The organism is Roseateles aquatilis (assembly GCF_002205645.1).
Lineage (GTDB): Bacteria > Pseudomonadota > Gammaproteobacteria > Burkholderiales > Burkholderiaceae_C > Roseateles > Roseateles aquatilis.
On record NZ_NIOF01000009.1, the window covers coordinates 83,116 to 107,014 of the forward strand.

The 23,899-nt window shown below is 69.5% G+C and carries 18 protein-coding genes; 10 read left to right on the forward strand and 8 right to left on the reverse strand.

Annotated features, from left to right (window positions below):
* Nucleotides 1-34 precede the first annotated feature (34 nt).
* The 4 genes from CDN99_RS18235 to CDN99_RS18250 all read left to right on the forward strand — a co-directional run bounded on the left by CDN99_RS18235 (nt 35) and on the right by CDN99_RS18250 (nt 3,864).
* Complete coding sequence (locus CDN99_RS18235) at nt 35-1,288, forward strand: MFS transporter (RefSeq protein ID WP_158218881.1); 1,254 nt, start codon at nt 35-37, stop codon at nt 1,286-1,288.
* 168 nt (nt 1,289-1,456) lie between these two features.
* On the forward strand, nt 1,457-2,287 hold the full coding sequence (locus tag CDN99_RS18240) for a MipA/OmpV family protein (protein WP_158218882.1): 831 nt from the start codon (nt 1,457-1,459) through the stop codon (nt 2,285-2,287).
* Between the two features lie 23 nt (nt 2,288-2,310).
* Nucleotides 2,311-3,369 carry a sterol desaturase family protein gene (locus CDN99_RS18245; RefSeq protein ID WP_088386319.1) on the forward strand — a complete coding sequence of 353 codons (1,059 nt, stop codon included), beginning with the start codon at nt 2,311-2,313 and terminating at the stop codon, nt 3,367-3,369.
* A gap of 231 nt (nt 3,370-3,600) precedes the next feature.
* The gene (locus tag CDN99_RS18250) at nt 3,601-3,864 is read left to right on the forward strand and encodes a hypothetical protein (RefSeq protein WP_088386320.1); all 264 of its coding nucleotides are present in this window, start codon (nt 3,601-3,603) and stop codon (nt 3,862-3,864) included.
* An 87-nt stretch (nt 3,865-3,951) separates the two neighbouring features.
* Here CDN99_RS18250 and CDN99_RS18255 read toward each other — a convergent pair whose 3' ends face one another.
* From CDN99_RS18255 to CDN99_RS18265, 3 genes are all read right to left on the reverse strand, one after another.
* On the reverse strand, nt 3,952-5,040 hold the full coding sequence (locus tag CDN99_RS18255; RefSeq protein WP_088386321.1) for a hypothetical protein: 1,089 nt from the start codon (nt 5,038-5,040) through the stop codon (nt 3,952-3,954).
* A gap of 135 nt (nt 5,041-5,175) precedes the next feature.
* Nucleotides 5,176-6,699 (reverse strand): POT-type proton-dependent oligopeptide transporter, encoded by a 1,524-nt coding sequence (locus CDN99_RS18260; RefSeq protein WP_088386441.1) that lies wholly within the window; start codon nt 6,697-6,699, stop codon nt 5,176-5,178.
* A gap of 169 nt (nt 6,700-6,868) precedes the next feature.
* A complete protein-coding gene (locus tag CDN99_RS18265; RefSeq protein WP_088386322.1) occupies nt 6,869-9,892 on the reverse strand; it encodes an Rne/Rng family ribonuclease in 3,024 nt (1,007 codons plus the stop codon).
* Nucleotides 9,893-10,741: 849 nt separating this feature from the next.
* On the opposite strand from CDN99_RS18265, the gene CDN99_RS18270 reads away from it, so the two are divergent.
* The 5 genes from CDN99_RS18270 (at nt 10,742) to CDN99_RS18290 (ending at nt 15,029) form a co-directional block, all read left to right on the forward strand.
* Entirely contained in the window at nt 10,742-11,746 is a 1,005-nt protein-coding gene (locus CDN99_RS18270; RefSeq protein WP_088386442.1) for an RluA family pseudouridine synthase, read from the forward strand.
* A 44-nt stretch (nt 11,747-11,790) separates the two neighbouring features.
* On the forward strand, nt 11,791-12,447 hold the full coding sequence (locus CDN99_RS18275) for an HAD family hydrolase (protein ID WP_088386323.1): 657 nt from the start codon (nt 11,791-11,793) through the stop codon (nt 12,445-12,447).
* Nucleotides 12,448-12,478: 31 nt separating this feature from the next.
* Nucleotides 12,479-12,865 carry a Rieske (2Fe-2S) protein gene (locus CDN99_RS18280; protein ID WP_088386324.1) on the forward strand — a complete coding sequence of 129 codons (387 nt, stop codon included), beginning with the start codon at nt 12,479-12,481 and terminating at the stop codon, nt 12,863-12,865.
* The gene (locus CDN99_RS18285; RefSeq protein WP_238139588.1) at nt 12,866-13,939 is read left to right on the forward strand and encodes a S49 family peptidase; all 1,074 of its coding nucleotides are present in this window, start codon (nt 12,866-12,868) and stop codon (nt 13,937-13,939) included.
* A gap of 175 nt (nt 13,940-14,114) precedes the next feature.
* The gene (locus CDN99_RS18290) at nt 14,115-15,029 is read left to right on the forward strand and encodes a ChaN family lipoprotein (protein ID WP_158218883.1); all 915 of its coding nucleotides are present in this window, start codon (nt 14,115-14,117) and stop codon (nt 15,027-15,029) included.
* Between the two features lie 115 nt (nt 15,030-15,144).
* Here the strand turns inward: CDN99_RS18290 and CDN99_RS18295 are convergent, their stop codons facing one another.
* The 5 genes from CDN99_RS18295 to CDN99_RS18315 form a co-directional block, all read right to left on the reverse strand.
* Nucleotides 15,145-15,954 carry a DeoR/GlpR family DNA-binding transcription regulator gene (locus tag CDN99_RS18295; protein WP_088386326.1) on the reverse strand — a complete coding sequence of 270 codons (810 nt, stop codon included), beginning with the start codon at nt 15,952-15,954 and terminating at the stop codon, nt 15,145-15,147.
* A 106-nt stretch (nt 15,955-16,060) separates the two neighbouring features.
* Nucleotides 16,061-17,020, reverse strand: a complete 960-nt coding sequence (locus CDN99_RS18300) for an N-acetylglucosamine kinase (protein ID WP_088386327.1) — start codon at nt 17,018-17,020, stop codon at nt 16,061-16,063.
* 16 nt (nt 17,021-17,036) lie between these two features.
* Nucleotides 17,037-18,212, reverse strand: a complete 1,176-nt coding sequence (locus CDN99_RS18305; RefSeq protein WP_088386328.1) for an SIS domain-containing protein — start codon at nt 18,210-18,212, stop codon at nt 17,037-17,039.
* A 45-nt stretch (nt 18,213-18,257) separates the two neighbouring features.
* A complete protein-coding gene (locus tag CDN99_RS18310; protein WP_193531732.1) occupies nt 18,258-19,550 on the reverse strand; it encodes a D-tagatose-bisphosphate aldolase, class II, non-catalytic subunit in 1,293 nt (430 codons plus the stop codon).
* A 116-nt stretch (nt 19,551-19,666) separates the two neighbouring features.
* The gene (locus CDN99_RS18315) at nt 19,667-20,599 is read right to left on the reverse strand and encodes a DMT family transporter (RefSeq protein WP_088386330.1); all 933 of its coding nucleotides are present in this window, start codon (nt 20,597-20,599) and stop codon (nt 19,667-19,669) included.
* A 384-nt stretch (nt 20,600-20,983) separates the two neighbouring features.
* On the opposite strand from CDN99_RS18315, the gene CDN99_RS18320 reads away from it, so the two are divergent.
* Nucleotides 20,984-23,860: a TonB-dependent receptor gene (locus CDN99_RS18320; RefSeq protein WP_088386331.1), complete on the forward strand. Its 2,877-nt coding sequence runs from the start codon at nt 20,984-20,986 to the stop codon at nt 23,858-23,860.
* Nucleotides 23,861-23,899: the final 39 nt, after the last annotated feature.

Consider the following 23,899-nt stretch of genomic DNA (forward strand, 5'->3'; position numbering starts at 1 on the left):
TGCGATGGCTCGCCATCGAAGGGGAGGTGGGGCGATGACCGTGCGCGGACCCGTGGTGCTCGCCGTGCTGGCGGGCAGTGCCCTGGAGTTCTATGACTTCGTGGCCTACGCGTTCTTCGCGCCCTTCATCGGCCGCGCCTTCTTTCCCAGCGCGGACCCCACGGCCAGCCTGCTGGGCGCCCTGGCCGTCTTCGCCGTCGGCTTCGTCGCCCGGCCGGTGGGGGGACTCTGGTTCGGTCGCTACGCTGACCGGGCGGGGCGGCGGCCCGCGATGCTGCTGAGCATGGCGATCATCGGCGTGGCCACCGTGGCCATCGCCGTGCTGCCCACCCACGCGCAGATCGGCGTGGCGGCGCCGGTGCTGCTGGTGCTGCTGCGGCTGGTGCAGGGCCTGTGTTTCGGCGGCGAGGTGGGGCCGGCCAGTGCCTATTTGTGGGAAGCCGCCCCCGTTCATCGACGCGGCCTGTACTGCGCGAGCCTCTTCGCCAGCCAAGGCGCGGCGGTGGCGCTGGCGGGCGTGGTCGGCGCGCTCGTCGCGGCGTGGCTGTCGGACGCCGACATGCAGCGCTTCGGATGGCGCATTCCCTTCCTGATCGGTGCGCTGGCGGCGCCGCTGGTCCTGATGCTCAGAAGCAGGATGAGCGAGTCCATGCCCGCGGCCGGCGACAGTGCTCGCGGACGCGGCGCGCCGGTGCGCGCCGGGGTCGTGGTCTCGTTGACGCTCGTGGTGTTGGGCGGCACGGTGGCGAATTACATCTGCAGCTACCTGCCGACATTCGCCAGCGTGCAACTGAAGCTGAGTACGCTGAGCGCGATGACCGCCGCCATCCAGGTGGGCCTGTTGACGCTCGTGTTCGGCCTGCTGGGCGGATGGCTGAGCGACCGCGGTCATCGCCGGGCCGTGCTGCTCGGGTCGCGGCTGGCCTGCGGTGTCGCGGCCGTGCCGCTGTTCCTGTGGCTCGTGGACGAGCCGACGACCGGCAAGCTGATCGTGACCGCCGCGGTGCTGGCCGCGACGAACGCGCTCAATGGCGGGGCGATGTTCTCGCTGCTTCCTGCGGCGTTCGGGGCGGGCAACCGGGCGGTGTCGATCTCGCTGGTCTATGCCATGGGCGTCGCCCTGTTCGGCGGCTCGACCCAATACGTCGTTGCCTGGCTGGGCAAAGCGACGGCATCGCCGATGGCGCCGGCCGTCTATCTGCTGGCCACGAGTGCGATCGCGTTCGTGGCGTTGCTGCGGGTCGCGGGGAGCGGGCGGTCGGATGAAGTGCGGGGCGAGGCGGCGTGAGGCGTCAGACGTGCCGTCTCCATCGCGGCGCGCGAGCATCACGACATCTTCACGGCGGCACCGCGCAGGACCGCGCCGCCCAGCCTCGGTAAGCCTCCCGACAGGCTTTCCATCGGCCTCATCCCTAGAATCCGCCGGCCTTTCCTGTTCCTCATGGGTCCCTCCGCCTTGCTCCCTTTCACACGCACCGTACTGGGCACGCTGTCCACGGCCGTGGTGCTCTACATGGCGTCGTGCGTCATGTGCGCCGACGACAGCCGCGCCGCGGGCAGCCTGTTGCTGATGGATGCGCCCCCCGCCACCGCCAGCTGGTCGGGCGGGCTGACCGCCCGCAACTGGCCGTCCGCGCCCGGTGGCCGCGAGCAGAGCAACGGCCTGCTGCCGGCCTTCGAGTACCTCTCCCCCAATGGCGCCTTCGTGTCGACCGACCTGGGCGTCGGCTGGAACGTCGTGCCGCTGCTGGCGAGCCCGCAGACGGCCAAGGACTGGCAGATCGGTGCACGGCTCTGGCCACAGTTCGGCCGGCCGAAGCGGCTGACGCCGAACGGCGTCGACCGGCTCGGTTCGCGGGTGACGACGGAGGCCTTCGCCAACGTGCAGGCGCTGCCCTACCTGCTGCTGCAGTCGGGCGTGTCCTGGGGCAGCGGGCGTCATCACGACGGCGCGCAGCTGGAGATCGGCGCCACCTCCGGAATTCCCATCGGCGACGATGTCATCGGCATCAGCGTGGCCGCGACCGCCGCCAACGCGGCCCACCTGGGCAGCAGCTATGGCATCGGCCCGGGCGAGTCGCGCGCCAGCGGCCTGCCGGTGTGGCGGCCCCGGGCGGGGTGGATGGACTGGAGCATCGGCGTCAGCGGCGAGCACAAGTTCAACGAGCGCTGGTCGGTGAGCGGCCAGTGGCTCACTGCCCGCCTGATCGGCGACGCCGCCCATTCGCCGCTGACGAAATCCGCGACGCAGCAGAGCATCACCCTCAGCGTCTGGCGTCGTTTCTGACGCGCTCCGAGCAGGCATTCCCCATGCACCGCGCCCTCCTCATCGCCTTGCCCGTCTTCGCGCTCAGCATGGCTTTCGAATGGCTGTGGGGACGTTTCAAGAAGCGCGACAACTACAGCCTGGCCGACACGATCAGCAGCCTGAGCCAGGGCTTGCTGAGCCTGGCCGTGGCTGCCATCACGCCGCTGTTCCAGAACGGCATCTACGCGCTGGTCCAACCGCGCATCGGACTGATCCCCGAGTCCGCCTGGAGCGCCCCCTGGGGCTGGGTGGCGGCGATCGTGATCTACGACTTCTGCGATTACTGGCTGCATCGCGTCAGCCACGAAAGCGCGCTGTTCTGGGCCGCCCACACCGTCCATCATCAGAGCGAGCATTTCAACCTCAGCACCGCGCTGCGGCAGGAGAGCTTCTATGCGGTGATGGGCTGGCCGTTCTTCCTGCCGATGGCGCTGCTGGGCATTCCGCTCGAGCATTACGCGGTGGCCGGGCTGTTCGTGCTGCTGTACCAGTTCTGGATCCACACCGAGCACATCGGCCGGTTGGGCTGGCTGGACCGCATCTTCTCGACGCCGTCCAACCACCGCGTCCACCACGCGGTGAATCCGCGCTACCTCGACAAGAATTACGGCGCGGTGCTGGTGATCTGGGACCGCATGTTCGGCTCCTTCGAGGAGGAGTCCGAGCCCTGCGTCTACGGCACCGTCACGCCGCTGCGGAGCTGGAATCCGATCTGGGCTGTCGGGCAGTTCTACGCCGAGCTGTTCCGGCGCATGCGGGCCACGCCACGCACCGTCGACAAGCTGCGCGTGCTGTTCAAGGCGCCGGGGTGGTCGCCGCCGGGCGCGCCCGCGGCCCATGAGCCCGACGGCGATCGGCTGGCCCAGGCGCCGTTCGATCCGCCAGTGGCGCGCGCCGATCGCTGGCGGGCCGTGGCGCTGTTCATCGTGACGGCGGCCGTATCGGGCGCGTGGCTCGCGGCGGACGATCTGCCATGGGGGCTCGACCTGCTGGCCGCGGGTGTCGTCGCGGCCGGTCTCTACGGCGTCGGCGCATTGCTGGCGCGAGGTCAGCGCGACTGAATCGCCGCGACCGGCGTTCGAACCCTTGCGGCGAGTGGAGCCGGCTACGCGTCAGCGGCTCCAAGGGGGTGATTGTCGGGAGACAAATCAATGCCTGAACGCGAGGGACTCGGCCTACTCATTCGCGTGGCATCGGGCGAAAGTCTCCGAGAACAAGTCAGTATCGCGGCGGACCGCCGAGGCGTAGATTCATTGCCAGCACGTTCTCCTGGCAATGAAAGCGAGGTCGCCATGCAGATGAAGATGTTCCTGGCCTTGACGGCAGTGGGTGTTTCCGATGACCGCGCGCGCCAAGCCGCGGAAGCGGTCCGCGACGACATCCAGGAGCGCATCGAGGCGTCGAGAAAGAACTTCGTCACGCCGGCGGATCTTGAGGCGGTCAAGGCCAGCCTGATAAGCAAGCTCGATGCCCATTTGCGCTGGACGGTCAGCACCATCCTCAGCACCTTCGGGCTGTTGGCGGCTCTGATGGCGTTCATCACGTTCCTGGCTTGACGGGTCGAAAGCAAAGGACCGCCCGAGGGCGGTCCTTTCATGAAGCGGTGTCGCGAACTGCGGCGAGCAGCGAACAGCGAGCCGCCGTCAGCCCTTCGTCGCCGGCTTCGCGGTGGGCTTGGCCGGGGTGGCCGCCTTCTTCATGGGCAGCGTCTTGCCGGCGCCTTCCATGTCCATCTGCATGTCCATGCGGATCGCCGATCCATCGGGGCCGGCCATGTCCATGCCCATGTTCATCGTGACCTTGCTGCGCAGTTGCAGGCGGTCGGCCAGGCGGATGTCCATCGTGCCCTGGCCCGTGCCCTTCATCGTGGCCTGCGCCTGCGGCGGGGCGGCGGGCGGCGTCACCGCGCCGTCGGACGCGGGCGCCGAGGCCGCCGAGGCCGCGTCGGCCTTGACCGGCACCGCCAGGTTCATGTCCATGCGGATGTCGACGTCGAACGATGCCACGCCCTGCTTGAGTTGCGTCAGCGTGTAGCGGCCCATCACCTTGCCGGCCGAGTTGGACGGTGCCATCGGCAACGCCAGCTCCAGCGGGAACTCGACCGATTCACCAACCTTCAGCGTCGTACCGTTGAACTTGCGGACCCAGTCGAAGACCTGGTTGAAGACCTTCTCCATCGCGTCCTGCCGCATCTGCGGCTGCTGGCCGTTGACGGCGGGCATGTCCAGGTGGATCGCCTCGAACTGGTCGTTCCTGATCGTGGCGGTGAACTTCATCGGCGGCTGCTTGGGCAGCGCCTGCACCTGCCCTTGCGCGTTGCGCATCTCCTGCTTCAGCGACTCCATGTCGGCCTGCAGCGAGTAGCTGCCGTCCGCGCGTTTCGGGCCGGTCGTCAGACGCTGGCGCATGACGCTCTGCAGCGTCAGCGGCATCGTTGCCTGCGCCTGCTCCGCCTTGGCGCGCACCTCCTCGGTGGCGTTGGGCGGCGGCGTCAGCTTCATGGACATGCGCATGTCCATCTTGAGCTGCTGCTCCTGGCTCATGGACGGCAGCGGCGTCAGGTTGAGCGTGACGGTGTCGAGGTTCGCCGCGGCGAAACCGGCCGCCGGCAGGGCGCCCAGCGCGGCCAGCGACAGGCCCGCCAGCCGCGGGCGAAGCGCCGGCGCGACGCGGGTCAGCACGGAGACGGCGAGCATGGGGCTCAGCAGATTCGGCGAAGTGAAACGGCTCATTCGGGAGTCCTCCGGGGGATCGTGTGCTTGAGGTCCGGCGGCAGGCGCGAAGCTCGCGCGCCGGTGACGATGGCCGAGATCATAGGCATGTCGACCCCCTTCCGGGGGCGAGCGCCGGGCCCTCCGACGGGGGATTCACCCGCGGTAGTTGTCCTGCATCCGGTACCCCCGCGCGTACAGCGCGAAGAGCAGCGCCGCCAGTAGCGCGAAGCCGGCGAAGAAGAACATCTGGAAGGCCGTCACGCTGGTGCCCGTCGACTGGATGTAGGCGGTGGCCGCTTCGCCCTTGACGCTCGAATTGGCCAGCAGCACCCACAGGTTGCCGATGGTCACCGACAGGTTCCAGAAGCTGGTGATGACGCCCTTCATGGCCAGCGGCGCCTGGCTGTAGGCGAACTCCAGGCCGGTCGCCGACACCAGCACCTCGCCCAGCGTCAGCAGCGCGTAGGGCAGCACCTGCCAGACGATGGACACCTGATGGCCACCGTCGATCCACAACTGCACGCCGCCGACGACGATCCACGCCAGGCCCGCGAACGCGATGCCTGCACCCATGCGGCGCAGCGCCGTCAGCTTCAGGCCCATGCGCTCCAGCATTGGGTACAGCACCAGGTTGTTGAACGGGATCAGGAGCATCACCAGCGCCGGGTTGAGCGCCTGCATCATCGAGGACTTGAACCAGTCCGGCTTGACCATCTGGTCGGCCTGCAACACCCAGGTCGAAGCCTTCTGGTCGAACAGAGACCAGAACGGCGTGACCAGCGCGAACAGCACCAGCAAACGCAGCACCGTGCGCACGCCTTCGACGGCCTCGTCCGGATGGACGGAGCGCGCGCGCTCCAGCTGCATCCAGGCGCCGGCGCCGCCGAAGCCCAGCACGAACACCAGTGCCGAGCAGAACGCGATCACGAAGCCGAGCTGGGGCGTCAGCGCGAACGCGCCGATGGCCAGCAACACGCCCAGCAGCGCGACCATCAGGCCGGGGCGGCCCTGGCCGGCGGCCTGCGCGGTCAGCGCCGTGCGCACCACCTTCAGGAAGCTGTGCGGATCCTGTTTGGACGCGGCCGGCGGCAGGTGCGTGTACTTGCGGCGGCCGCTCCAGAAGATCGCGGTGGCGATGAACATCAGCACGCCCGGGATGCCGAAGGCGACGCTGGCGCCGAAGCGCTCCAGGAAGATCGGCATCAGCAGCGACGCGAAGAACGAGCCGAAGTTGATGATCCAGTAGAAGCCGTCGAAGACCTTCTGCGCCAGCGAGCGGTTGCTCTTGTCGAACTGGTCGCCGACGAACGAGCTCACCAGCGGCTTGATGCCGCCCGAGCCCAGCGCGATCAGGAACAGGCCGAAGTAGAAGCCGCGCAGGTTGTTCTCGAAGATCGCCAGGCACGCGTGGCCGGCGCAATAGACCAGGCTCAGCCACAGGATGGTGCGGTACTTGCCGAAGAAGCGGTCCGACAGCCAGCCGCCCAGCAGCGGGAAGAAATAGACGCCGATCACGAAGGTGTGGAACACCTCCTTGGCCTCGCCCTTGCGCAGCGGCTCCGGGATCGCCAGCAGCAGGCTGGTCATCAGGAACACGGTCAGGATGTTGCGCATCCCGTAGAAGCTGAAACGCTCGCAGCCTTCGTTGGCGATGATGAAGGGAATCTGCGGCGGCATCTTCGGCGCTGCAGCGGTCGTGGCGGTGGTCAAGACGTTGTCTCCGTCCGTGATTGGAATAAGGAAAGCCGCCGGGCGGTTGCCACGGCGGCTGTGGGCGATTGGCGCCTGATGGGCGCCTTTCGCGGTGGGGCCGGATCAGCCTGCCATCGGGCGGGCCAGGATCCGTTTAAGCCTCGAAGGGCAGCTTGAACTGGCTGAGATCCTTGCGGGTCTCGACCAGCACCAGCGGGCCCTCGTCGACCACCACCACCGGGGCGGGCTCGCGGCCCAGCGGCGCGGGGGCCGGCTCGGCGGCGATCGCGGCACGGACGGCGGCGATCTTGTCGGCGTCGCTGTTGACCCAGACCAGACCGGCGCCTTCGGCGACGGCGTTCAGGTCGGTCAGCGGCAGCTCGAAGCGCGGCGCCGACGGCGCGGCGGCGACGGCAGCCGCCACCGGCGCGGCGACGGGAGCCGGCGCTGCCACTGGCGCCGGAGCGGCCACGGCCACCGGCGTCTCGGTCACGGGCTCGGCGCCCAACTCCAGCTGACGCGGCGCGGCGCCGGCATCCAGCACCAGGCCGTCGATCGCGGCGGCAGCGGTGCCGTCGCTTTGCGCGGCTTCGCCTTCACCTTCGCGGCGGTCGCGACGATAGCGGTCGCGACCCCGGCGACGGCGGCCGTCGCGGCCTTCCTCGCCGGCTTCGCCAGCAGGTGCCTCGCCGGACACGACCGGCGCTTCGGCCGATCCCGCGCCTTCGGCGAACGAAGCCTCGGCACCGGCCGGGGTTTGACCCTCGACCAGCGCGCCTTCGACCTGCTCGCTGCCTTCGCTGCCTTCGGCGCCACGCTCGCCGCGGTTGCCACGACGGCGACGGCGACGGCCGCCACGCTCATCGCCGGCTTCCGCGTTCAACGCCAGGCCATCGGGCTGCGTGTCGGCGAATGCGTTCGGCGCTTCGGTGTTGGCGGCTTCGGTGCCGGCCAACGGCAGCAGTTGCTCCTGCGTCGCCTCGGCTTGGGCGCCATCGCGCGGCGCGCGTTCCTCGCGGCGGCGACGGCCTTCACCGCGTTCACCACGCTCGGCCCGCTCAGGACGCTCCGCGCGATCGCCACGTTCCTGGCGCGGCGCGCCGTCGACGGCCTGTTCCGGCTTGTCGGCGCGGGGCTCGTTGCGGCGGCCACGATCACCGCGCTCGCCACGTTCGGTGCGCTCGGTGCGTTCACCACGCTCGGGACGCTCGCCGCGCTCCGGACGATCGCCGCGGCCTTCCGGCTTGCCTTCGGTGCGGGGCTTGCCGTCGCGGGACTTCTGCTCCGGACGATCGCCGCGCTCGCCACGTTCGGAGCGTTCGCCACGGCGATTGCGGTCGCCGCGACCGTTGCGGTCACGTTCGCCACGCTCGGTGCGCTCGCCACGTTCCTTCTTGGCGGGCTCGGCCTTGACTTCCGGCGCCGGCGCGGGTGCCGGGGCGCCGCCAAACAGCGTCTTGATCCAGCCGAAGAATCCACCGCCGGCGGCCACCGGCGCGGCCGGCGCCGAAGCCACGGGCGCGGCGGCCACGGGCTCGACGGCCTTGGGCGCGGCCGGGGTCGGCATCGGCGCGGGCTGCTCGGGCAGGATGCCCTTGATGACCGGCTCCTGCTTGTTCTTCTTCTCGGCGCCGCGGCGGGTGATGCTTTCCTCTTCCTGCTGCTCCTCGATCATCGTGTAGCTCGCCTGCAGGTTCTCCAGGCGGGGATCGTCGTGGCGCAGGCGCTCGAGCTTGTAGTTCGGCGTGTCGAGGTGACGGTTGGGCACCAGCAGCACGGTCACGCGCTGCTTCAGCTCGATCTTGGTGATCTCGGTGCGCTTCTCGTTGAGCAGGAAGCTGGTGACTTCCACCGGGACCTGCACGTGCACGGCCGCGGTGTTGTCCTTCATGGACTCTTCCTGGACCATGCGCAGGATCTGCAGCGCCGACGATTCGGTGTCGCGGATGTGGCCGGTGCCGTTGCAGCGCGGGCAGGTGATGTGGCTGCCCTCGCTCAGCGCCGGGCGCAGGCGTTGGCGGCTCAGCTCCAGCAGGCCGAACTTGCTGATCGAGCTGAACTGCACGCGGGCGCGGTCCTGGCGCAGCGCGTCGCGCAGGCGTTGCTCGACCTCGCGGCGGTTCTTGGACTCCTCCATGTCGATGAAGTCCACGACGATCAGGCCGCCCAGGTCGCGCAGACGCATCTGGCGGGCGATCTCGTCGGCCGCTTCCAGGTTGGTCCGCGTGGCGGTTTCCTCGATGTCGCCGCCGCGGGTGGCGCGCGCCGAGTTCACGTCCACCGAAACCAGCGCCTCGGTGTGGTCGATCACGATCGCGCCGCCGGAGGGCAGGTTGACCGTGCGGCTGAAGGCCGTCTCGATCTGGTGTTCGATCTGGAAGCGGCTGAACAGCGGCGCGTCATCCCGGTAGCGCTTGACCTTGTGCGCCGTCTCCGGCATCACATGGCTCATGAACTGATGCGCCTGCTCGAAGATGTCGTCCGTGTCGATCAGGATCTCGCCGATGTCGGCGGTGAAGTAGTCGCGGATCGCGCGGATCACCAGCGACGACTCCTGATAGATCAGGAACGCGCCCTTGCCGCCGGAGCTCGCCTCGTCGATGGCGGTCCACAGCTTGAGCATGTAGTTCAGGTCCCACTGCAGCTCGGCGGCGGAACGGCCGATGCCCGCGGTGCGCGCGATCAGCGACATGCCCTTCGGGTACTCGAGCTGATCCAGCGCTTCCTTCAACTCCTCGCGGTCCTCGCCCTCGATGCGGCGCGACACGCCACCGCCGCGCGGGTTGTTGGGCATCAGCACCAGGTAGCGGCCGGCCAGCGACACGAAGGTCGTCAGGGCGGCGCCCTTGTTGCCGCGCTCTTCCTTCTCGACCTGGACCAGCAGCTCCTGGCCTTCCCGGATCGCGTCCTGGATCTTGGCCGAGCGGACGTCGGCGCCCTCGCGGAAGTACTGGCGGGAGATTTCCTTGAACGGCAGGAAGCCGTGGCGGTCCTCGCCGTAATCCACGAAGCAGGCTTCCAGCGACGGCTCGACGCGCGTCACGACCGCCTTGTAGATGTTGCCCTTGCGCTGTTCGCGGCCCTCGATCTCGGTCTCGAAGTCCAGCAGTTTCTGGCCATCGACGATCGCCAGGCGACGCTCTTCTTGCTGCGTCGCATTGATCAGCATGCGTTTCATCAGTTCTCCTCCACGCCGGCGGCTGTGCCACGGCGTGCAACCATCAGAACCGCCGCCGGGGGTAAGCCGGCGGGCGATTCGACCGATGCACGAGAAACGCGAGAGAACCGGGAAAGGAATCGCCCTGGACTGGCATCGACCGGATCTGGGATCCGGTCAGCGCGGCAGCGTTGGCGCGTGCGCCGCAGGTCCTCGGCCGGATGTTCCTGTCCACATGCGCGCCTTCTCGGGCGCGACCCGGCCACGGCCGGAGCCTGGCGTCCGGACGAATCCGGGACGCGCTCGCAGGCGGCGGGGGGTGAGGGGGACTGAAGAGAACATCCGGAATCGGAGCCTGGGTGCTGACGTCAGCGCGCGGACTTGCGTCCCCTCTCTGACGTCGTGAAACCTTGTTGTGCTGCCCCCGCCGCTTGCCGGAATCCTCGATTCCATCGGCCGCGTGGACATGGTTCTGACGACATTGCTCTGCCATCTCGCCGTCGCGCCTGCCCGCTCGCTTCGGGAAGCGGGCCCGACGTCAACGACATGACGTTGCATCACCAAATGTGAAGGGTAGCCTAATCACAAGGGCTACCCACCGCCACGTCCTTGTCGCGCTCGAACTCAGTCGTCCGAGTAAAATGAGAAAAATCAAATACTTACAACGAAAACGTGGCAAGCAGCATTATAGGGGCTAAAGCCCGCAAGGCCGCCCCAGGGACTGCCCGCAGTGCCACGAGGGCTCCGGCCCCCTCTCAAAAGAAGGGGGCGGCGTCCGCGCCCGCCTCCCGCGCGAAGCCGGCTTCGGCGTCTCGGCCGGCACACCCGGCGCCCGCCCGGGCGCGGGCCGAGGCCGCACCCGTGGCGACGCTGGCACCGGCCCCGGTGACCCCGGCGTCCGCGGCCGATACGCCGGCGGCGCCTCAAGTCCGCCAGCTCACCGTCGACGACGGCTCGGCCGGTCAGCGGCTGGACAACTTCCTGATCCGCGAGCTCAAGGGCGCGCCCAAGACGCTGGTCTACCGGATCATCCGGTCCGGCGAGGTGCGCATCAACAAAGGCCGCTGCAGCGCCGACTCGCGGCTGCAAGCGGGCGACATCGTGCGCGTCCCGCCGGTCCGACTGGCGGAGAAGGCCGACACGCAGGCCGTGCCGGCGCGCGAGTTCCCCGTCGTCTTCGAGGACGAGCACCTGATCGTCGTCAACAAGCCTGCCGGCGTGGCGGTGCACGGCGGCTCCGGCGTCAGCTTCGGTGTCATCGAACAGCTGCGGCGCGCGCGTCCGCAGGCGAAGTTCCTCGAACTGGTCCATCGCCTGGACAAGGAAACCTCCGGCCTGCTGATGATCGCCAAGAAGCGCAGCGCGCTGACGCATCTGCAGGACCAGTTGCGCGATCGCGAGACGGGCAAGACCTACGCCGCGCTGGTGCCCGGCGCCTGGGCCGCCAACAAGAAGGTCATCGACGTGCCGCTGCTGAAGTTCGTCGGCGGCGACGGCGAACGCTGGGTGCGGGCGGTGACCAGCTCGCACGATCCGCAGGCGGAGCAGGCCAAGCGCTCGATCAGCCTGGTCCGGGTGGTGGAGGCGCTGCCCGGCTACAGCCTGCTGGACGTCACGATCAAGACCGGCCGCACGCATCAGATCCGCGTCCACCTGGCCCACGAGGGCCATGCGATCGTCGGCGACCCGAAGTACGGCGACTTCGAGGCCAACCGCGCGCTGGCGCGCGGGTCGCTGCGCTTCGACCGGATGTTCCTGCATGCGCGCCAGCTGCGCGTCGCGCACCCGGCCACCGGCGAGACCATCACCCTGGACGCGCCTCTGCCGCCCGAGTGCGAGACACTGCTGGCCGCCCTGCGCCGTCCGGCGCGCTGAACGGCCCTGAAGAACCGCCCCTGAACCGCATTCGAACGCCCGTCATGCCTCAACGCTTCGATCTGATCGTCTTCGACTGGGACGGCACCCTCTACGACTCCACCGCGCTGATCGTGCGCTGCATGCAGGCGGCCGCGGCCGACCTCGGCCTGGAGCCGCCCTCGCGCGAGCGCGCCAGCTACGTCATCGGCATGGGCCTGATCGACGCGCTGGCCCATGCGCTGCCGGGCCTGGACCCGTCGCGTTATCCGGCGCTGGGGCAGCGCTACCGCCATCACTACTTCGCGTCGGCGCACGAGGTCACGCTGTTCGACGGCGTGCCGGAGCTGCTGCGCGAGCTGAAGGCGCGCCACCACTGGCTGGCCGTGGCGACCGGCAAGAGCCGCCGCGGCCTGGACGAGGCGCTGAGGGCGGTCGACATGACGACGCTCTTCGACGGCACCCGCACCGCCGACGAGACCGCCGGCAAGCCCGATCCGCGCATGCTGCTGGAGCTGATGCGCGAGTTCGGCGCCGAGCCCGAGCGCACGCTGATGATCGGCGACACGACCCACGACCTGCAGCTCGCGCGCAATGCCGGCTGCCCGGCGGTGGCCGTCACCTACGGCGCGCACGAGCACGAATCGCTGCGCGACTTCGCGCCACTGCTGGTCGCCCACGACGTGCCGACGCTGCGCGAGTGGCTGGCGACCCACGCCTGAACCTTTCGACCTCCGCCCGCCGCCCCCGCCCATGACCCCTGAGATCGACCTGCCGCCGGTGCCGCTGTGCGCCTCCTCCGACCTGGAGGAGCGTGGCCGCGCCCATACCTTCGACGTGATGCACTTCCGCCAGCCGGCGACGGCCTTCGCGCTGCGCTTCGACGACCAGGTGGTCGGCTACCTGAATCGATGCGCGCATGTGCCGACCGAGATGGACTGGCAGGAGGGCGAGTTCCTGGACGGCGACAAGCGATACATCATCTGCAGCATCCATGGCGCCGTGTACCACCCGCTGGACGGCCGCTGTGTGACCGGCATGTGCGGCCGGATGGGCCTGACCAAGCTCGACGTGAGAGAGCGCGACGGACAGGTCACTTGGTATCCTTCCCGCGACACGCGTCCCGTCTTCGAGGACTGAATGAGCAACGACAACAACTCCGATCTGCCGCCTCCCATCCCCGACGCGACGCCGCGTCCCGAGGACATGCTCAAGCAGGTGGCGTCGCCCGACCCGGCCGCGCCGCGCGCGGCGTCCGCCGCTTCTGGCGTGCCCGCGGCATCGGCGACCCCGCCCCGCTACGAGCACGTGCTGGAGCAATTCGCCCACGACTACCTGCGCGACCGGCGCAGCGACCGGCGCTGGAAAACCTTCTTCCGCTTGATCTGGGTGACGCTGTTCCTGCTGCTGCTCTGGGCCGTGTTCTCGCCCAAGCACCATGCGGGCGCGGCGGTGGGTCCGCACACGGCGCTGGTCGAGGTGCGCGGCGAGATCGCGTCCGATACCGAGGCGAGCGCCGAGCTCATCGTCTCCGCGCTGAAGTCCGCCTTCGAGGACCCCAACTCGGCGGCGGTGGTGCTGCGCATCAACTCGCCGGGCGGCAGCCCGGTGCAGTCGGGCATCGTCAACGACGAGATCAAGCGGCTGAAGGCGCTGCACAACAAGAAGCTCTACGTCGTGGTCGAAGAGATCTGCGCGTCGGGCGCCTATTACATCGCCGCCGGCGCCGACGAGATCTACGTCGACAAGGCCTCGGTGGTCGGCTCGATCGGCGTGCTGATGGACGGCTTCGGCTTCACCGAGCTGATGAAGAAGGTCGGCGTCGAGCGCCGGCTCATGACGGCGGGTGAGAACAAGGGCATGCTCGACCCGTTCTCGCCTGTCAGCCCGCGGCAGCAAGCCTATGCGCAGGCGATGCTGGACCAGATCCACCAGCAATTCATCCGCGTCGTGCGCGAGGGCCGCGGCGCGCGCCTGAAGGAAACGCCGGAGACGTTCTCGGGTCTGTTCTGGAACGGCGAGCAGGCCGTGCAGATGGGCCTGGCCGACGGCACGGGCAACCTGGACTACGTCGCGCGCGAGATCGTCAAGGCCGAGGACGTCGTCGACTACACCCCGCGCGACAACGTCGCCGAGCGCATCGCCAAGCGCTTCGGCGCGGCGATGGGCGAAAGTGCGGTGAAGGCGATGCGGTCGGTGGCGACGATCCGCTGAGCGCCACTTGAGCACCGCGCTTTCGCGGTCATGAGGAAAGAAGAGTCCCGCGGGGCTCTTCTTTTTTTGTGGACGGCCACCGCGCGGCTGGCCGCCCGAGGCGACGACAATGCCCGATCGACCCAGCCATCGTTCGCCAGGCCTGTTCCGTTTCCCTGACCTCAGGACCGACACCATGAACACTGCCTCCCGCGGCGTCGCGCTGGCGCTGACCGCGCTGCTCGCCGCCTGCGCCTCGTCGACGACTGCTTCTTCCGGCACTTCTTCCAGCGCGACTCCGAGCGCCAACACCAGTGCTTCCGGAGCCTTGCCGTCCGCCGCCTCCGCGGCATCGACCGCGAAGCCGGAGCCCGAATTCGTGCTGCTGGGCGAGCTCCACGACAACCCCGACCATCACCGCGCCCGCGCCGAGCAACTGCGCCGATTGATCGCGCAGGAGCCGCGCACGGTGATCGTCTTCGAGCAGTTCTCGCGCACGCAGGACGGTGCCGTGGCGCAGGCCCGGCGCGAGCATCCCGGCGACACGGCCGCCGTCATCGACGCCGCCCAGTTCGATCGCAAGGCGTGGCGTTGGCCGCTGCATCAACCCCTGTTCGACGCCGTCCTGCAGACCGGCGCCGAGGCCCGCGGCGGCAACATCGATCGCGATCAGGTCCGCAAGATCGTCCGCGAGGGCGACGCGGCCTGGCCGGCCGACCTGCTCGCCTTGCGCGACCGCACGGCATGGAGCGGCGCGCAGCAGGACACGCTGCGCAAGGACATCCAGGATGGCCACTGCGGCGCGATGCCCGAGGCGATGCTGCCCGGCATGGTGCAGGCCCAGCGCGCGCGCGACGCGGCCATGGCACAGGCCATGCTCGATGCCAAGAAGGCCGGCGCGAAGCGGGTGGTGCTGATCGCCGGCAACGGCCACGTGCGACGGGATGTGGCCGTGCCCGTGTACCTGCAGGCGGCGGGCGTGCCCGCGTCGGACATCGATGCCATCGGGTATCTGGAGCCGACGAGTAGCGCGCCGAACGGAGGCTACGACCGCGTCGAACGCGCGCCCGCGCCGACACGCGAGGATCCTTGCGCCGCGTTCAAGCGCTGAGCTTGGCTCGTACGGTCTGGAGGCGGCGAAAGCCGGGGACCCCGGGGCGATTTTGGGACTGATGAGCCCCGGGCCCCCGACTTCCGCCGACGGGCGATGCGGTCCCCAAAGGCCCTCAAGCCAGGATCACATCGACGCCACGCCGCCGCAGCTCCCCGACGATCGCGGCATCCGCCTCGTTGTCGGTGATCAGGATGTCCAGTTGCTCGACGGGCGCGATCACCGACAGGTTGCGCTTCATCAGCTTGGACGCATCCGCCACCGCCACGATCTGGCGCGCGATCTTCATCATCTGCGCGTTCAGCTGGGCTTCGAGCAGATGGGGCGTCATCAACCCGATCTCGGGATCGAGGCTGTCGACGCCCAGGAAGAGCCGGTCCGCGTACAGGCTCTGCAACGCGGTCACCGCCTGCGGTCCCGACAACGAGTACGAGTTCTGCCGCAGCAACCCGCCCGGCATGATGATGTTGACGCCCGGCACCGTCGCCAGCAGCACCGCGATGTTGAGCGCGTTGGTGATGACGTTGAGCGACTGCAGCCGCAGGCCGCGGATCTGCTTGGCGATCTCTTCGGTCGTCGAGCCGGAGTCGAGCAGGATGGTCTCGCCGTCGCGGATCAGCCGGGCCGCTTCGGTGGCGATGCGGACCTTCTGCTCGTGGCGCAGCTTCTGCTTGACGCTGATCGGTACTTCTTCCGTGTCGCGATGCGCGAGCGCGCCGCCGTGCGTGCGCAGCAGCGCGCCGGTGGAAGCGAGCGCGTTGAGATCGCTGCGGATCGTGACCACGGAGATGCCGAAGCGCTCCGCCAGTTCCTCGACCGTGACGCGGCCCTGTGTCTGCACCTGCTCGCGGATCAGCCGGCGCCGCTCGTCGATGAGCAGCGAAGCTTCTTGCCTGTCGGCGGTCGGAGTGCTCGAGGATGACATGACGGTCCGGAAGACGTGAACTTTCGAATGATATCGAGGCGGCAGCGTTCGGAAGCGGTCGATCGCGAGCCGTCGCGGTCGATCACCGCGACGGCTGCTCCGGGCCTCAGGCGAATGCCGCCGCCGGCTTCAGCCGCGCGCCCACCAGGCGCGCCGCGTACATCGCGGCGCCCAGCTCCGGTCCGAAGCGCGGCGCGGTCAGCGCCGCGCCCGGCAGCACGCGGGCCAGCGCGGCGCGCAACGCGTCGGTGACGGACTCGCCGGCCTCGAAGACACCGCCGGTGTAGGAGACCTCGACCCGCGCGTCCCGCGGCAGCGCGAGCTGTCGCGCCACGCCCAGCGCCAGCGCGGCCAGCTCGTCGCCGGCTCGCGTCAGCAGCGCCGCGGCTTGCGTGTCCCCATCGGCAGCGGCGGTCGAGACCAGCCGCGCCAGTTGCGCCAGCCGGCTGCGCGCCGCGGTGCCGTTGATCGCCGCGCAGACATCGAGGTCGTGCGTCACGCCGAAGTGCTGGCGCATGCGGCCGAGCAGCGGTCCCGGTTCCGCGCGGCCGTCGGCCATGCGGGAGAACAGCGCCAGCCCTTCGCGCGCCAGCCAGTAGGCGGAGCCCTCGTCGCCGAAGACCTCGCCCCAGCCGCCGCTGCGCGCGCCGCGCCCTTGCCACTCGCCGTAGGCGATGGAGCCGGTGCCCGCCACCAGGCTGATGCCGTCCTGGCCGCCGAGCGAGCCCGCCCAGCTGCAGATCATGTCGTTGCCGACCCGGCCGCGCGGCAGCACGTCCGCCAGCAACGCGTCGAACGCGGGCAGCAGGCTGCTGTCCTCGCCGTGCGCTGGCAGTCCGGCGAAGGCGGAGGTGACGGCAGGCGGCGTCAGCCCCGCCTGTCGCAGCGCCTCGGCCACGCCGTCGCGCAGCAGCGCGCGCAGCGCGTCGAAGCCGATCTCCAGGTAGTAGCTGGTCGTCGAGACATGGCGCGCGAGCAGCGCGCCGTCGCCGTCCAGCAGCAGGAAGGACGTCTTCGTGCCGCCGCCGTCGATGCCGAGGTACACGGCGTGGTTGCCAGAGCTCATGGGGTGATCCGGGGCTTCAGGCCGAGGGCTGTTCGAGCGGATGGATGATGACGCCGCTGACCACGCGGGTCACGGTGCCGGACGCGCTCGGATTGTCCGGCGTGATGCCGAGCTTGAGCGACGCCAGCAGCGCCAGGCACTGGCCGAAAACCAGCGCCACCGGCGCCAGCCCCAGGTCCGGCGCGTCGGCGGGCAGGTCCAGCAGCACGTCGTCCTGGGCCAGCGCCTCCTCGCCGTCGAGCGCGGCGGCGCTCAGCGCGACGATGCGGCCGCGGCCCTGGCGGCGCAGCTCGCGCAGCAGGTCCAGGTCGTAGCGGCGCGTGTAGCGGTCATTGGAGAGCAGGATCAGCACCAGCGTGCGATCGTTCAGCACCGTCTTCGGACCATGCCGGAAGCCCAGCGGCGAATCGGCCAGCGCGACCAGCCGGCCGTCGGTCAGCTCCAGGATCTTCAGCGCCGCCTCGCGCGCCAGTCCCTGCAGGCCGTTGCTGCCGAGCACGACGACGCGCTCGAACGGCTGCTCGCTGAGCGCGGTCAGGCGCCCGGCCTCGGACGCCAGCAGGTGGCGCGTCGCGGCGCCCAGCGCCGCCACCGGCGGCAGCGCCAGGCCGAAGGCCCAGGCCGCGGCCAGCAGCATGCCGGTGAAGCTGGACGTCATCGCGAAGGCGCGGTCGTGCGTCTCGTCGGGCAGCAGCAGCACGTGGGCGCGCTCGCGCTCGCCCAGGCGGCGCGCCAGCGTGCCCTCGGCGGCGCAGGTCACCGCCAGGTGATGGCAGTCCTGGACGATCGCGTCCGCCAGCTCGACGGCGGCCAGGCTCTCCGGGCTGTTGCCCGAGCGGGCGAAGGACACCAGCAGCGTCGGCACGCCGGGCTGCAGGCATTGCGCGGGGTTGGAGACGATGTCCGTCGTGGCCACCGCCTCGACGCGGATGCCCGGCCGCGCGCCGAGTTGCTGCAGCAGTGCGGGGGTCAGGCATTGCCCGATGAAGGCGGAGCTGCCCGCGCCGGTCAGCACGATGCGCAGGTCCGGCCGTGCCAGCAGCGGCTGCAGGAAGGCGTCCAGCGCCGGGCGTCGCGCCTGGACGAGCGCGTGCACCGCCTGCCAGACGGCGGGTTGCTGGGCGATCTCGTGCGCGGTGTGCGGCGCGCCGCGGCGGTCGAGGTCGGCGGGATCGAGGTTGAGCAGGGTCATCGTCTTGTTGTGTCGGTGGGAAGGGACGCGCGCGGGTGGCCCGGTTCAGGCGGCGCAGGCGTGCAGGTAGGGGCGCAGCGACTGCGCGGTGCCGTAGCGCAGCAGCTCGGCCGGGCGATTGCGCAGCCGGCCGTCGCGGACCGCGTCGTACTGGCGCGGCAGGAACTGGCTCAGCAGCGTCAGCGGTGGTGGCGAATGTTCCAGCCGGTCCAGCAGGCCGGCGCAGGCGCGTTGCACCGCCGGATGCGTCCAGTAGTAGCGGATGCGGTCGCTCAGGCTGTAGGCCAGGTCGACCGTCAGCCGCGCCGGGTCCTGGTAGTAGGGCTGCCAGTGGCCCGGCTCGGCGCGCATCACGCCGAGCACCGTCTCGATCAGGTCGTCGCCGCCGGCCTGGCGGCCCAGCCATTCGCGCTCGATCGCGGCGAGGCCCCACAGCGTCTCGCGCAGCGCGAAGGTCGCGCCGGGACCGACCTTGAGGATCGCGAAGTGATCGCGGGCCAGTTGCGCCAGGCGCTGCGGGGTCTGGTAATCGGTGGAGTGAGCCTCGAAGACCAGGCCCGGCTGCGTCTCGATGAAGGCGCTCAACGCGCGCGCCTTCTCGGGGCGGTAATCGATGACCTTGTGGTGGTCGAACTCCACGCCCGGCTGCACGACCATCGCGATCACGCGCTCGAAGGCGGCGTCGAGCCCCGCGCCGGCGAAGGCCTCGCGGTGCAGCGCCAGCGTCGCGCCGGCCGCCTGCGGCGAGGTGACGGCGAGGTCGTCCAGGTCCTCGTGTGCGCCGCCCGGCACCGGCACCTCGGTGCCGATGACGTAGACCGGCGGCTCGCCGCGGTCGGGCGTGTCGCGCCAGGCGTGCTCGGCGGCCAAGCACAGGCGGACCGCGCGGGCGGCGATCTCGGGCTCGGGCAGCGGCACCGGATCGTCGGCGCAGGACATCGAGCAATCCAGGTGGATCTTGCGAAAGCCGGCGGCGACGTACCGCGCCACCATCACCTCGGCCTTGGCCATCGCCTGTGCCGCGGGCAGCTTGCGCCAGGCGTTGGGGCCGAGGTGGTCGCCGCCCAGGATCAGCAGGCCCGGGTCGACGCCTTCGGCCGCGGCCAGCGCCAGCACGAAGCGGCGGAAGTCCACCGGCGTCATGCCGGTGTAGCCGCCGTCCTGGTTGACCTGGTTGGAGGTGGCCTCGATCAGCGCGGGGCGGCCCAGCGCCGCGCATTCGCGCAGCGTCGCGGCGATGACGACCGGGTGCGCCGAGCACACCGACGGGATGCCGACGGCCGGCGAGTGATCGTTGAGCGGCGCGGCCTGCTTGTGGCGGCGCACGATGTCGAGCATGAGTTTCAAGCGGGTTCCTTCCGGTCGGAGGGCAGCGGCCGGGACGGCGGCTGCGATGAATAGGGCGCGCGGGGCGGCGGAATCAGTCCATGCGTGGTGGGGGAGGGCCGGCGGGGTCAGGCCTTGCCATCCCGGGCGGGGTCGAGGTTCGGATCGGTCGCGGCGGCCTTGACCGGGCCGCCGCCTTCGGGTTGCAGCGCCAGCAGCAGCGCGGCCAGCAACGCCAGCGCCACGCCGACCAGCTTGGCGCCGCTGGGCGAGGCACCGCTCAACGCCATCGACAGCAGCGCGGTCAGCAGCGGCGCGCCGGCGTTGACCAGCGGCGACACCACCAGCGCCTTGCCGTGGCGGAAGGCATGCACCAGCGTCAGCGCGCCGATCGCGTTCAGCACCTGGATCACCGCGGCCAGGCCGGGGCCGTCCCACCCCCAGGGGATCGGGCGGGAGAAGTCCGTCATCCACAGCGCCGCCGGGATGCACAGCAAGGCGCTGACGGTCATGTAGAAGAAGATGCTCTCGGCGCTGGCGGCCGCGTTGGCGGTCTTCAGGAAGTAAGCCTGCAGGCCCCAGGACGCCATCACGATCAGCGCCAGCCCGAACCACAGCCCCAGCGCCTGGCCCTGCTGCCCGAACTGGAAGTCGAACAGCGGCAGTGCGCACAGCGCCAGCACGATGCCAGCGACGCCCAGCCGCCCGGTACGCTCGCCCAGCAGGCCGAAGGACAGCGCGATCGTCACCGCCGGCGACAGCGACACGATGGGGAAGATCAGGTAAGCGGGCCCGGACTCGACCGCGCGGAACAGCAGCATCTGCCCGCCCGCGCCGAGCAGGCCCACCGTCAGCCCCTGCGCGACCGCGCGCCGGTCGCGCTGCAGCCGCCAGCCGGCACGCGCCAGCACGATCAAGGCCGGCGGAATCATCGTCAGCGCCCACACGACGTACACGAGCGTGTCGGGGAAGCCGCGCTCGGCGGAGAGTCCGGTCAACGCGCCCCACGCGCCCCAGAACAGGGTGGTGATGAGGGCGTAGGTCAGCCAATGTCGTTGCATCGAGGGCTTTCGGGTTTTGATAACTTTCGTACGAAAGAATAAGGCAGGAAAATCGGAAACACAACGGAAGTTTCCGTGAGAGCCCGCCGGAGCAGGTGTTTCGAGGGAAAACCCGAACGATTGAGCGAGCTGCTCCAGGCCGAGTGCGTCGCTTTGGTATCCGAATGCTTTCGGCGATAGGCATATCGAAAGAAAGAACGTCGGTAAAAACGATATACGAAATCAATCGAAAGGATGCGTAGACTTGCGGCAAGCCGGTCAGAGGTCCAGGGACCGGCGCTCCGCGCCAGCCTGAGAGAGAGACCCGGCGCGCCTTCAGCGGAATCCCTCCGCCGCTCCCGACAGCCCGGGAAGCGACGGACCAAGACAACAAGGAACCATGTGATGCGAGCTCCCCTGCATTCCCTCCTGCAAGCCAGATTCGCGCGGCGACCGGTGTCGGCCGCCGCGACGCTGGCGGCGCTGAGCTGCCTGGCCGTGGGCCAGGTCCAGGCGCAGGTTCAGCCGCCGGCCGCGGCCGCTTCGGCGCCCCCGACCCAACCCGCCGCCAAGGACGCCACCGCCGACCAGACGCTGGAACGGGTCGAGATCACCGGTACCCGCGCCAGCCTGCAGCGCTCGCTGAACCTGAAGCGCAATGCCGCCGGCGTGCAGGACAGCATCAGCGCGACCGAACTCGGTCGCTTTCCCGATGACAACGTCGCCGATTCGCTGAGCCACATCACCGGCGTGTCGATCTCCCGCACGGCGGGCGGCGAGGGCCAGAAGGTCAGCGTGCGCGGGCTGGGACCGGAATACACGCTCACGACCTTCAACAACCGCATCCTGGCCACCGACGGCGCGGGCCGCGACTTCGCCTTCGACGTGCTGCCGTCGGACATCATCAACGGCGCGGACGTCGTGAAGTCGGCGCAGGCCTCGGTCATGGAAGGCGCCATCGGCGGCCTGATCAACCTGCGCTCGGCCAGCCCGTTCGACCAGCCGGGCCAGCACGGGATCATGCGCGTCGAGGGTGACCGCAACTTCATGTCCAGGCTCAACGGCGGCAAGGTCTCGGCCACCTACAGCAACACCTTCGGCAAGGAGCTGGGCGTGCTGCTGGGCGTGGTCTACGCCGACCGCAAGGTCCGCACCGACACCGCCGGCAACGACGGCGGCTGGACGCGCAATCCGATCTCCGACCCCGCCGCCAACTGGACCGGCAATGCCTGGGGCGGCAACATCGACCCGAACGGCAACGGCGTGCTCGATCCCAACGAGGAAGGCCTGATCGGACCGGGCCAGTTCCGCGTCGGCTCGATCATGGAACAGAAGAAGCGCACGGCGCTGTCGGGCAAGGTCGAGTGGCGGCCCAGCGACGACGTGAAGGTCACCGTCGACGGCATCAAGACGCGGTTGAACTCGCCGCAGGTCGGCTACCAGCAGTCGTTCTACACGCTGTTCGCGCCGGGCCGCTGGTCCAACATGCAGGTCCAGAACGGCGTCGTCACCAGCTTCACGATGAACAGCGCCAACCCGGACAACCAGCTGAATCCCGAGCTGCTGAACGTCACCGAGCACCGCGTCGTCGACAGCGCCGTCTACGGCGCCAACGTCGAGTGGAAGGCCACCAGCACGCTGAAGTTCGACGGCGACATCTACCAGTCCACCTCCAAGCGCCACTCCGGCGGCCAGGACACCTACACGGTCCTGCGCATGAACCAGCCCAACGTGACCACGGTGCAGCTGACCGGGTCCGCGGTGCCGGACATCGAAACCACCTTCAACGACGGCCGGGACCTGGTGAGCGGGCTGGCCTCGGGCAAGTTCGGCCCCAGCGACTTCAACACCCACTACCTCGGCCTGTCCGGCGACAACATCGACGACAAGATCCGCGGCCTCACGCTGAATGGCGCGTGGACCGTCGACCGCTTCAACGTCGACACGATCCGCTTCGGCATCAGCAACACGCGGCGCGACAAGAACCGCGATCTGGTGGACAACGCCATCAACGGCGGCGAGAACTACTACTCCGGCACCAACGCGATCAACGTCGCCACGCTGGGCGGCAACGTGCTGGACCAGCACCTGAGCCTGCCCAACTTCATGAACGGCGTCAGCGGCAATTTCCCGCGCAGCTTCCTGGGCTTCGACGTGCCCAATTACCTGGCGGCGCTGCAGGCCTACAACGGCAAGCCGCGTCCCGACGGCGGCGTCTACGACTTCAGCAAGGCCGGCCCGGTCTGGAACCCGCTGCAGAGCTACCGCGTGCGGGAGAAGACCACCTCCGCCTTCATCCAGGCCGACCTGTCCGGCGACAAGTGGAACGCGGACGTGGGCGTGCGCCTCGTGAAGACCAAGACCTCGTCCAAGGCCTGGGACGCCAAGATCCAGAGCCTGACCGAGAACGGCCCCTTCAACTACACCGCCGTCTACGCCGCGCCGACCGAGATCGGCCAGGACGCCAGCTACACCTACGGCCTGCCGTCGGCCAACTTCGTCTGGCACTTCGACGACAAGCTGCAGCTGCGCCTGGGCGCGGCCAAGACGATGGCGCGTCCGTCGGTGGAGCAACTGGCCCCGACCAGCACCACCGCGAGCGTCGCCTGGGGCGACTTCACGCAGGTCTACGGCGGCAACGCGGAGCTCAAGCCCTACAGCGCCAAGCAGTACGACGCGTCGCTGGAGTGGTACTACGCGCGCAACTCGGCGCTGACCTTCGCGGTGTTCCAGAAGAACATCAAGAACCAGATCACCACCAGCTGGCAGACCGGCGTGGACATCGGCGTGCCCGGCCATCTGTTCAACGTGATGAAGCCGATCAACGGCGACACGGCGCGGGTGCGCGGCATGGAGATCGGCTTCCAGCACCTGTGGGACAACGGCTTCGGCGTGCGGGCGCAGCACACGCGCAACAACTCCAAGAGCGTGGTGGCGGGCGTGGAGGGGCCGCTGGCCGGCATCGCGCCGGCGACGTCCTCGATCGGCGTGCTGTATGAGAAGGGCCCGTGGAGCCTGAGCACGACGGCCGACCACACGGACGAGTTCGTCTCCGCGATCAACGTGCTGGGCCCCGGTTTCCACGAGCGCGCCAAGGCCATCACCTGGCTGACCGCGCAGGCCTCGTACGAGGTCAACCAGTGGCTGAAGATCAGCATCGAAGGCCGCAACCTGACCGACGCCAAGCAGGAGTACACGCTGGGCAACGGCCAGATCACGCTGCCGCAGGGCTACAACCGCTGGGGCCGCGCGATCACCATCGGCGCCAGCCTGAAGTTCTGACCTTCGCGCCACCCGGCGCCGCGGCGGACGCGCTCCGCC

Coding starts and splice junctions, on each gene's coding strand:
- CDN99_RS18235 (WP_158218881.1), top strand. CDS start 35: ATGACCGTGCGCGGACCCGTGGTGCTCGCCGTGCTGGCGGGCAGTGCC.
- CDN99_RS18245 (WP_088386319.1), top strand. CDS start 2,311: ATGCACCGCGCCCTCCTCATCGCCTTGCCCGTCTTCGCGCTCAGCATG.
- CDN99_RS18250 (WP_088386320.1), top strand. CDS start 3,601: ATGCAGATGAAGATGTTCCTGGCCTTGACGGCAGTGGGTGTTTCCGAT.
- CDN99_RS18255 (WP_088386321.1), bottom strand. CDS start 5,040: ATGAGCCGTTTCACTTCGCCGAATCTGCTGAGCCCCATGCTCGCCGTC.
- CDN99_RS18260 (WP_088386441.1), bottom strand. CDS start 6,699: ATGCCGCCGCAGATTCCCTTCATCATCGCCAACGAAGGCTGCGAGCGT.
- CDN99_RS18265 (WP_088386322.1), bottom strand. CDS start 9,892: ATGAAACGCATGCTGATCAATGCGACGCAGCAAGAAGAGCGTCGCCTG.
- CDN99_RS18275 (WP_088386323.1), top strand. CDS start 11,791: ATGCCTCAACGCTTCGATCTGATCGTCTTCGACTGGGACGGCACCCTC.
- CDN99_RS18280 (WP_088386324.1), top strand. CDS start 12,479: ATGACCCCTGAGATCGACCTGCCGCCGGTGCCGCTGTGCGCCTCCTCC.
- CDN99_RS18285 (WP_238139588.1), top strand. CDS start 12,866: ATGAGCAACGACAACAACTCCGATCTGCCGCCTCCCATCCCCGACGCG.
- CDN99_RS18290 (WP_158218883.1), top strand. CDS start 14,115: ATGAACACTGCCTCCCGCGGCGTCGCGCTGGCGCTGACCGCGCTGCTC.
- CDN99_RS18295 (WP_088386326.1), bottom strand. CDS start 15,954: ATGTCATCCTCGAGCACTCCGACCGCCGACAGGCAAGAAGCTTCGCTG.
- CDN99_RS18300 (WP_088386327.1), bottom strand. CDS start 17,020: ATGAGCTCTGGCAACCACGCCGTGTACCTCGGCATCGACGGCGGCGGC.
- CDN99_RS18305 (WP_088386328.1), bottom strand. CDS start 18,212: ATGACCCTGCTCAACCTCGATCCCGCCGACCTCGACCGCCGCGGCGCG.
- CDN99_RS18310 (WP_193531732.1), bottom strand. CDS start 19,550: ATGCTCGACATCGTGCGCCGCCACAAGCAGGCCGCGCCGCTCAACGAT.
- CDN99_RS18315 (WP_088386330.1), bottom strand. CDS start 20,599: ATGCAACGACATTGGCTGACCTACGCCCTCATCACCACCCTGTTCTGG.
- CDN99_RS18320 (WP_088386331.1), top strand. CDS start 20,984: ATGCGAGCTCCCCTGCATTCCCTCCTGCAAGCCAGATTCGCGCGGCGA.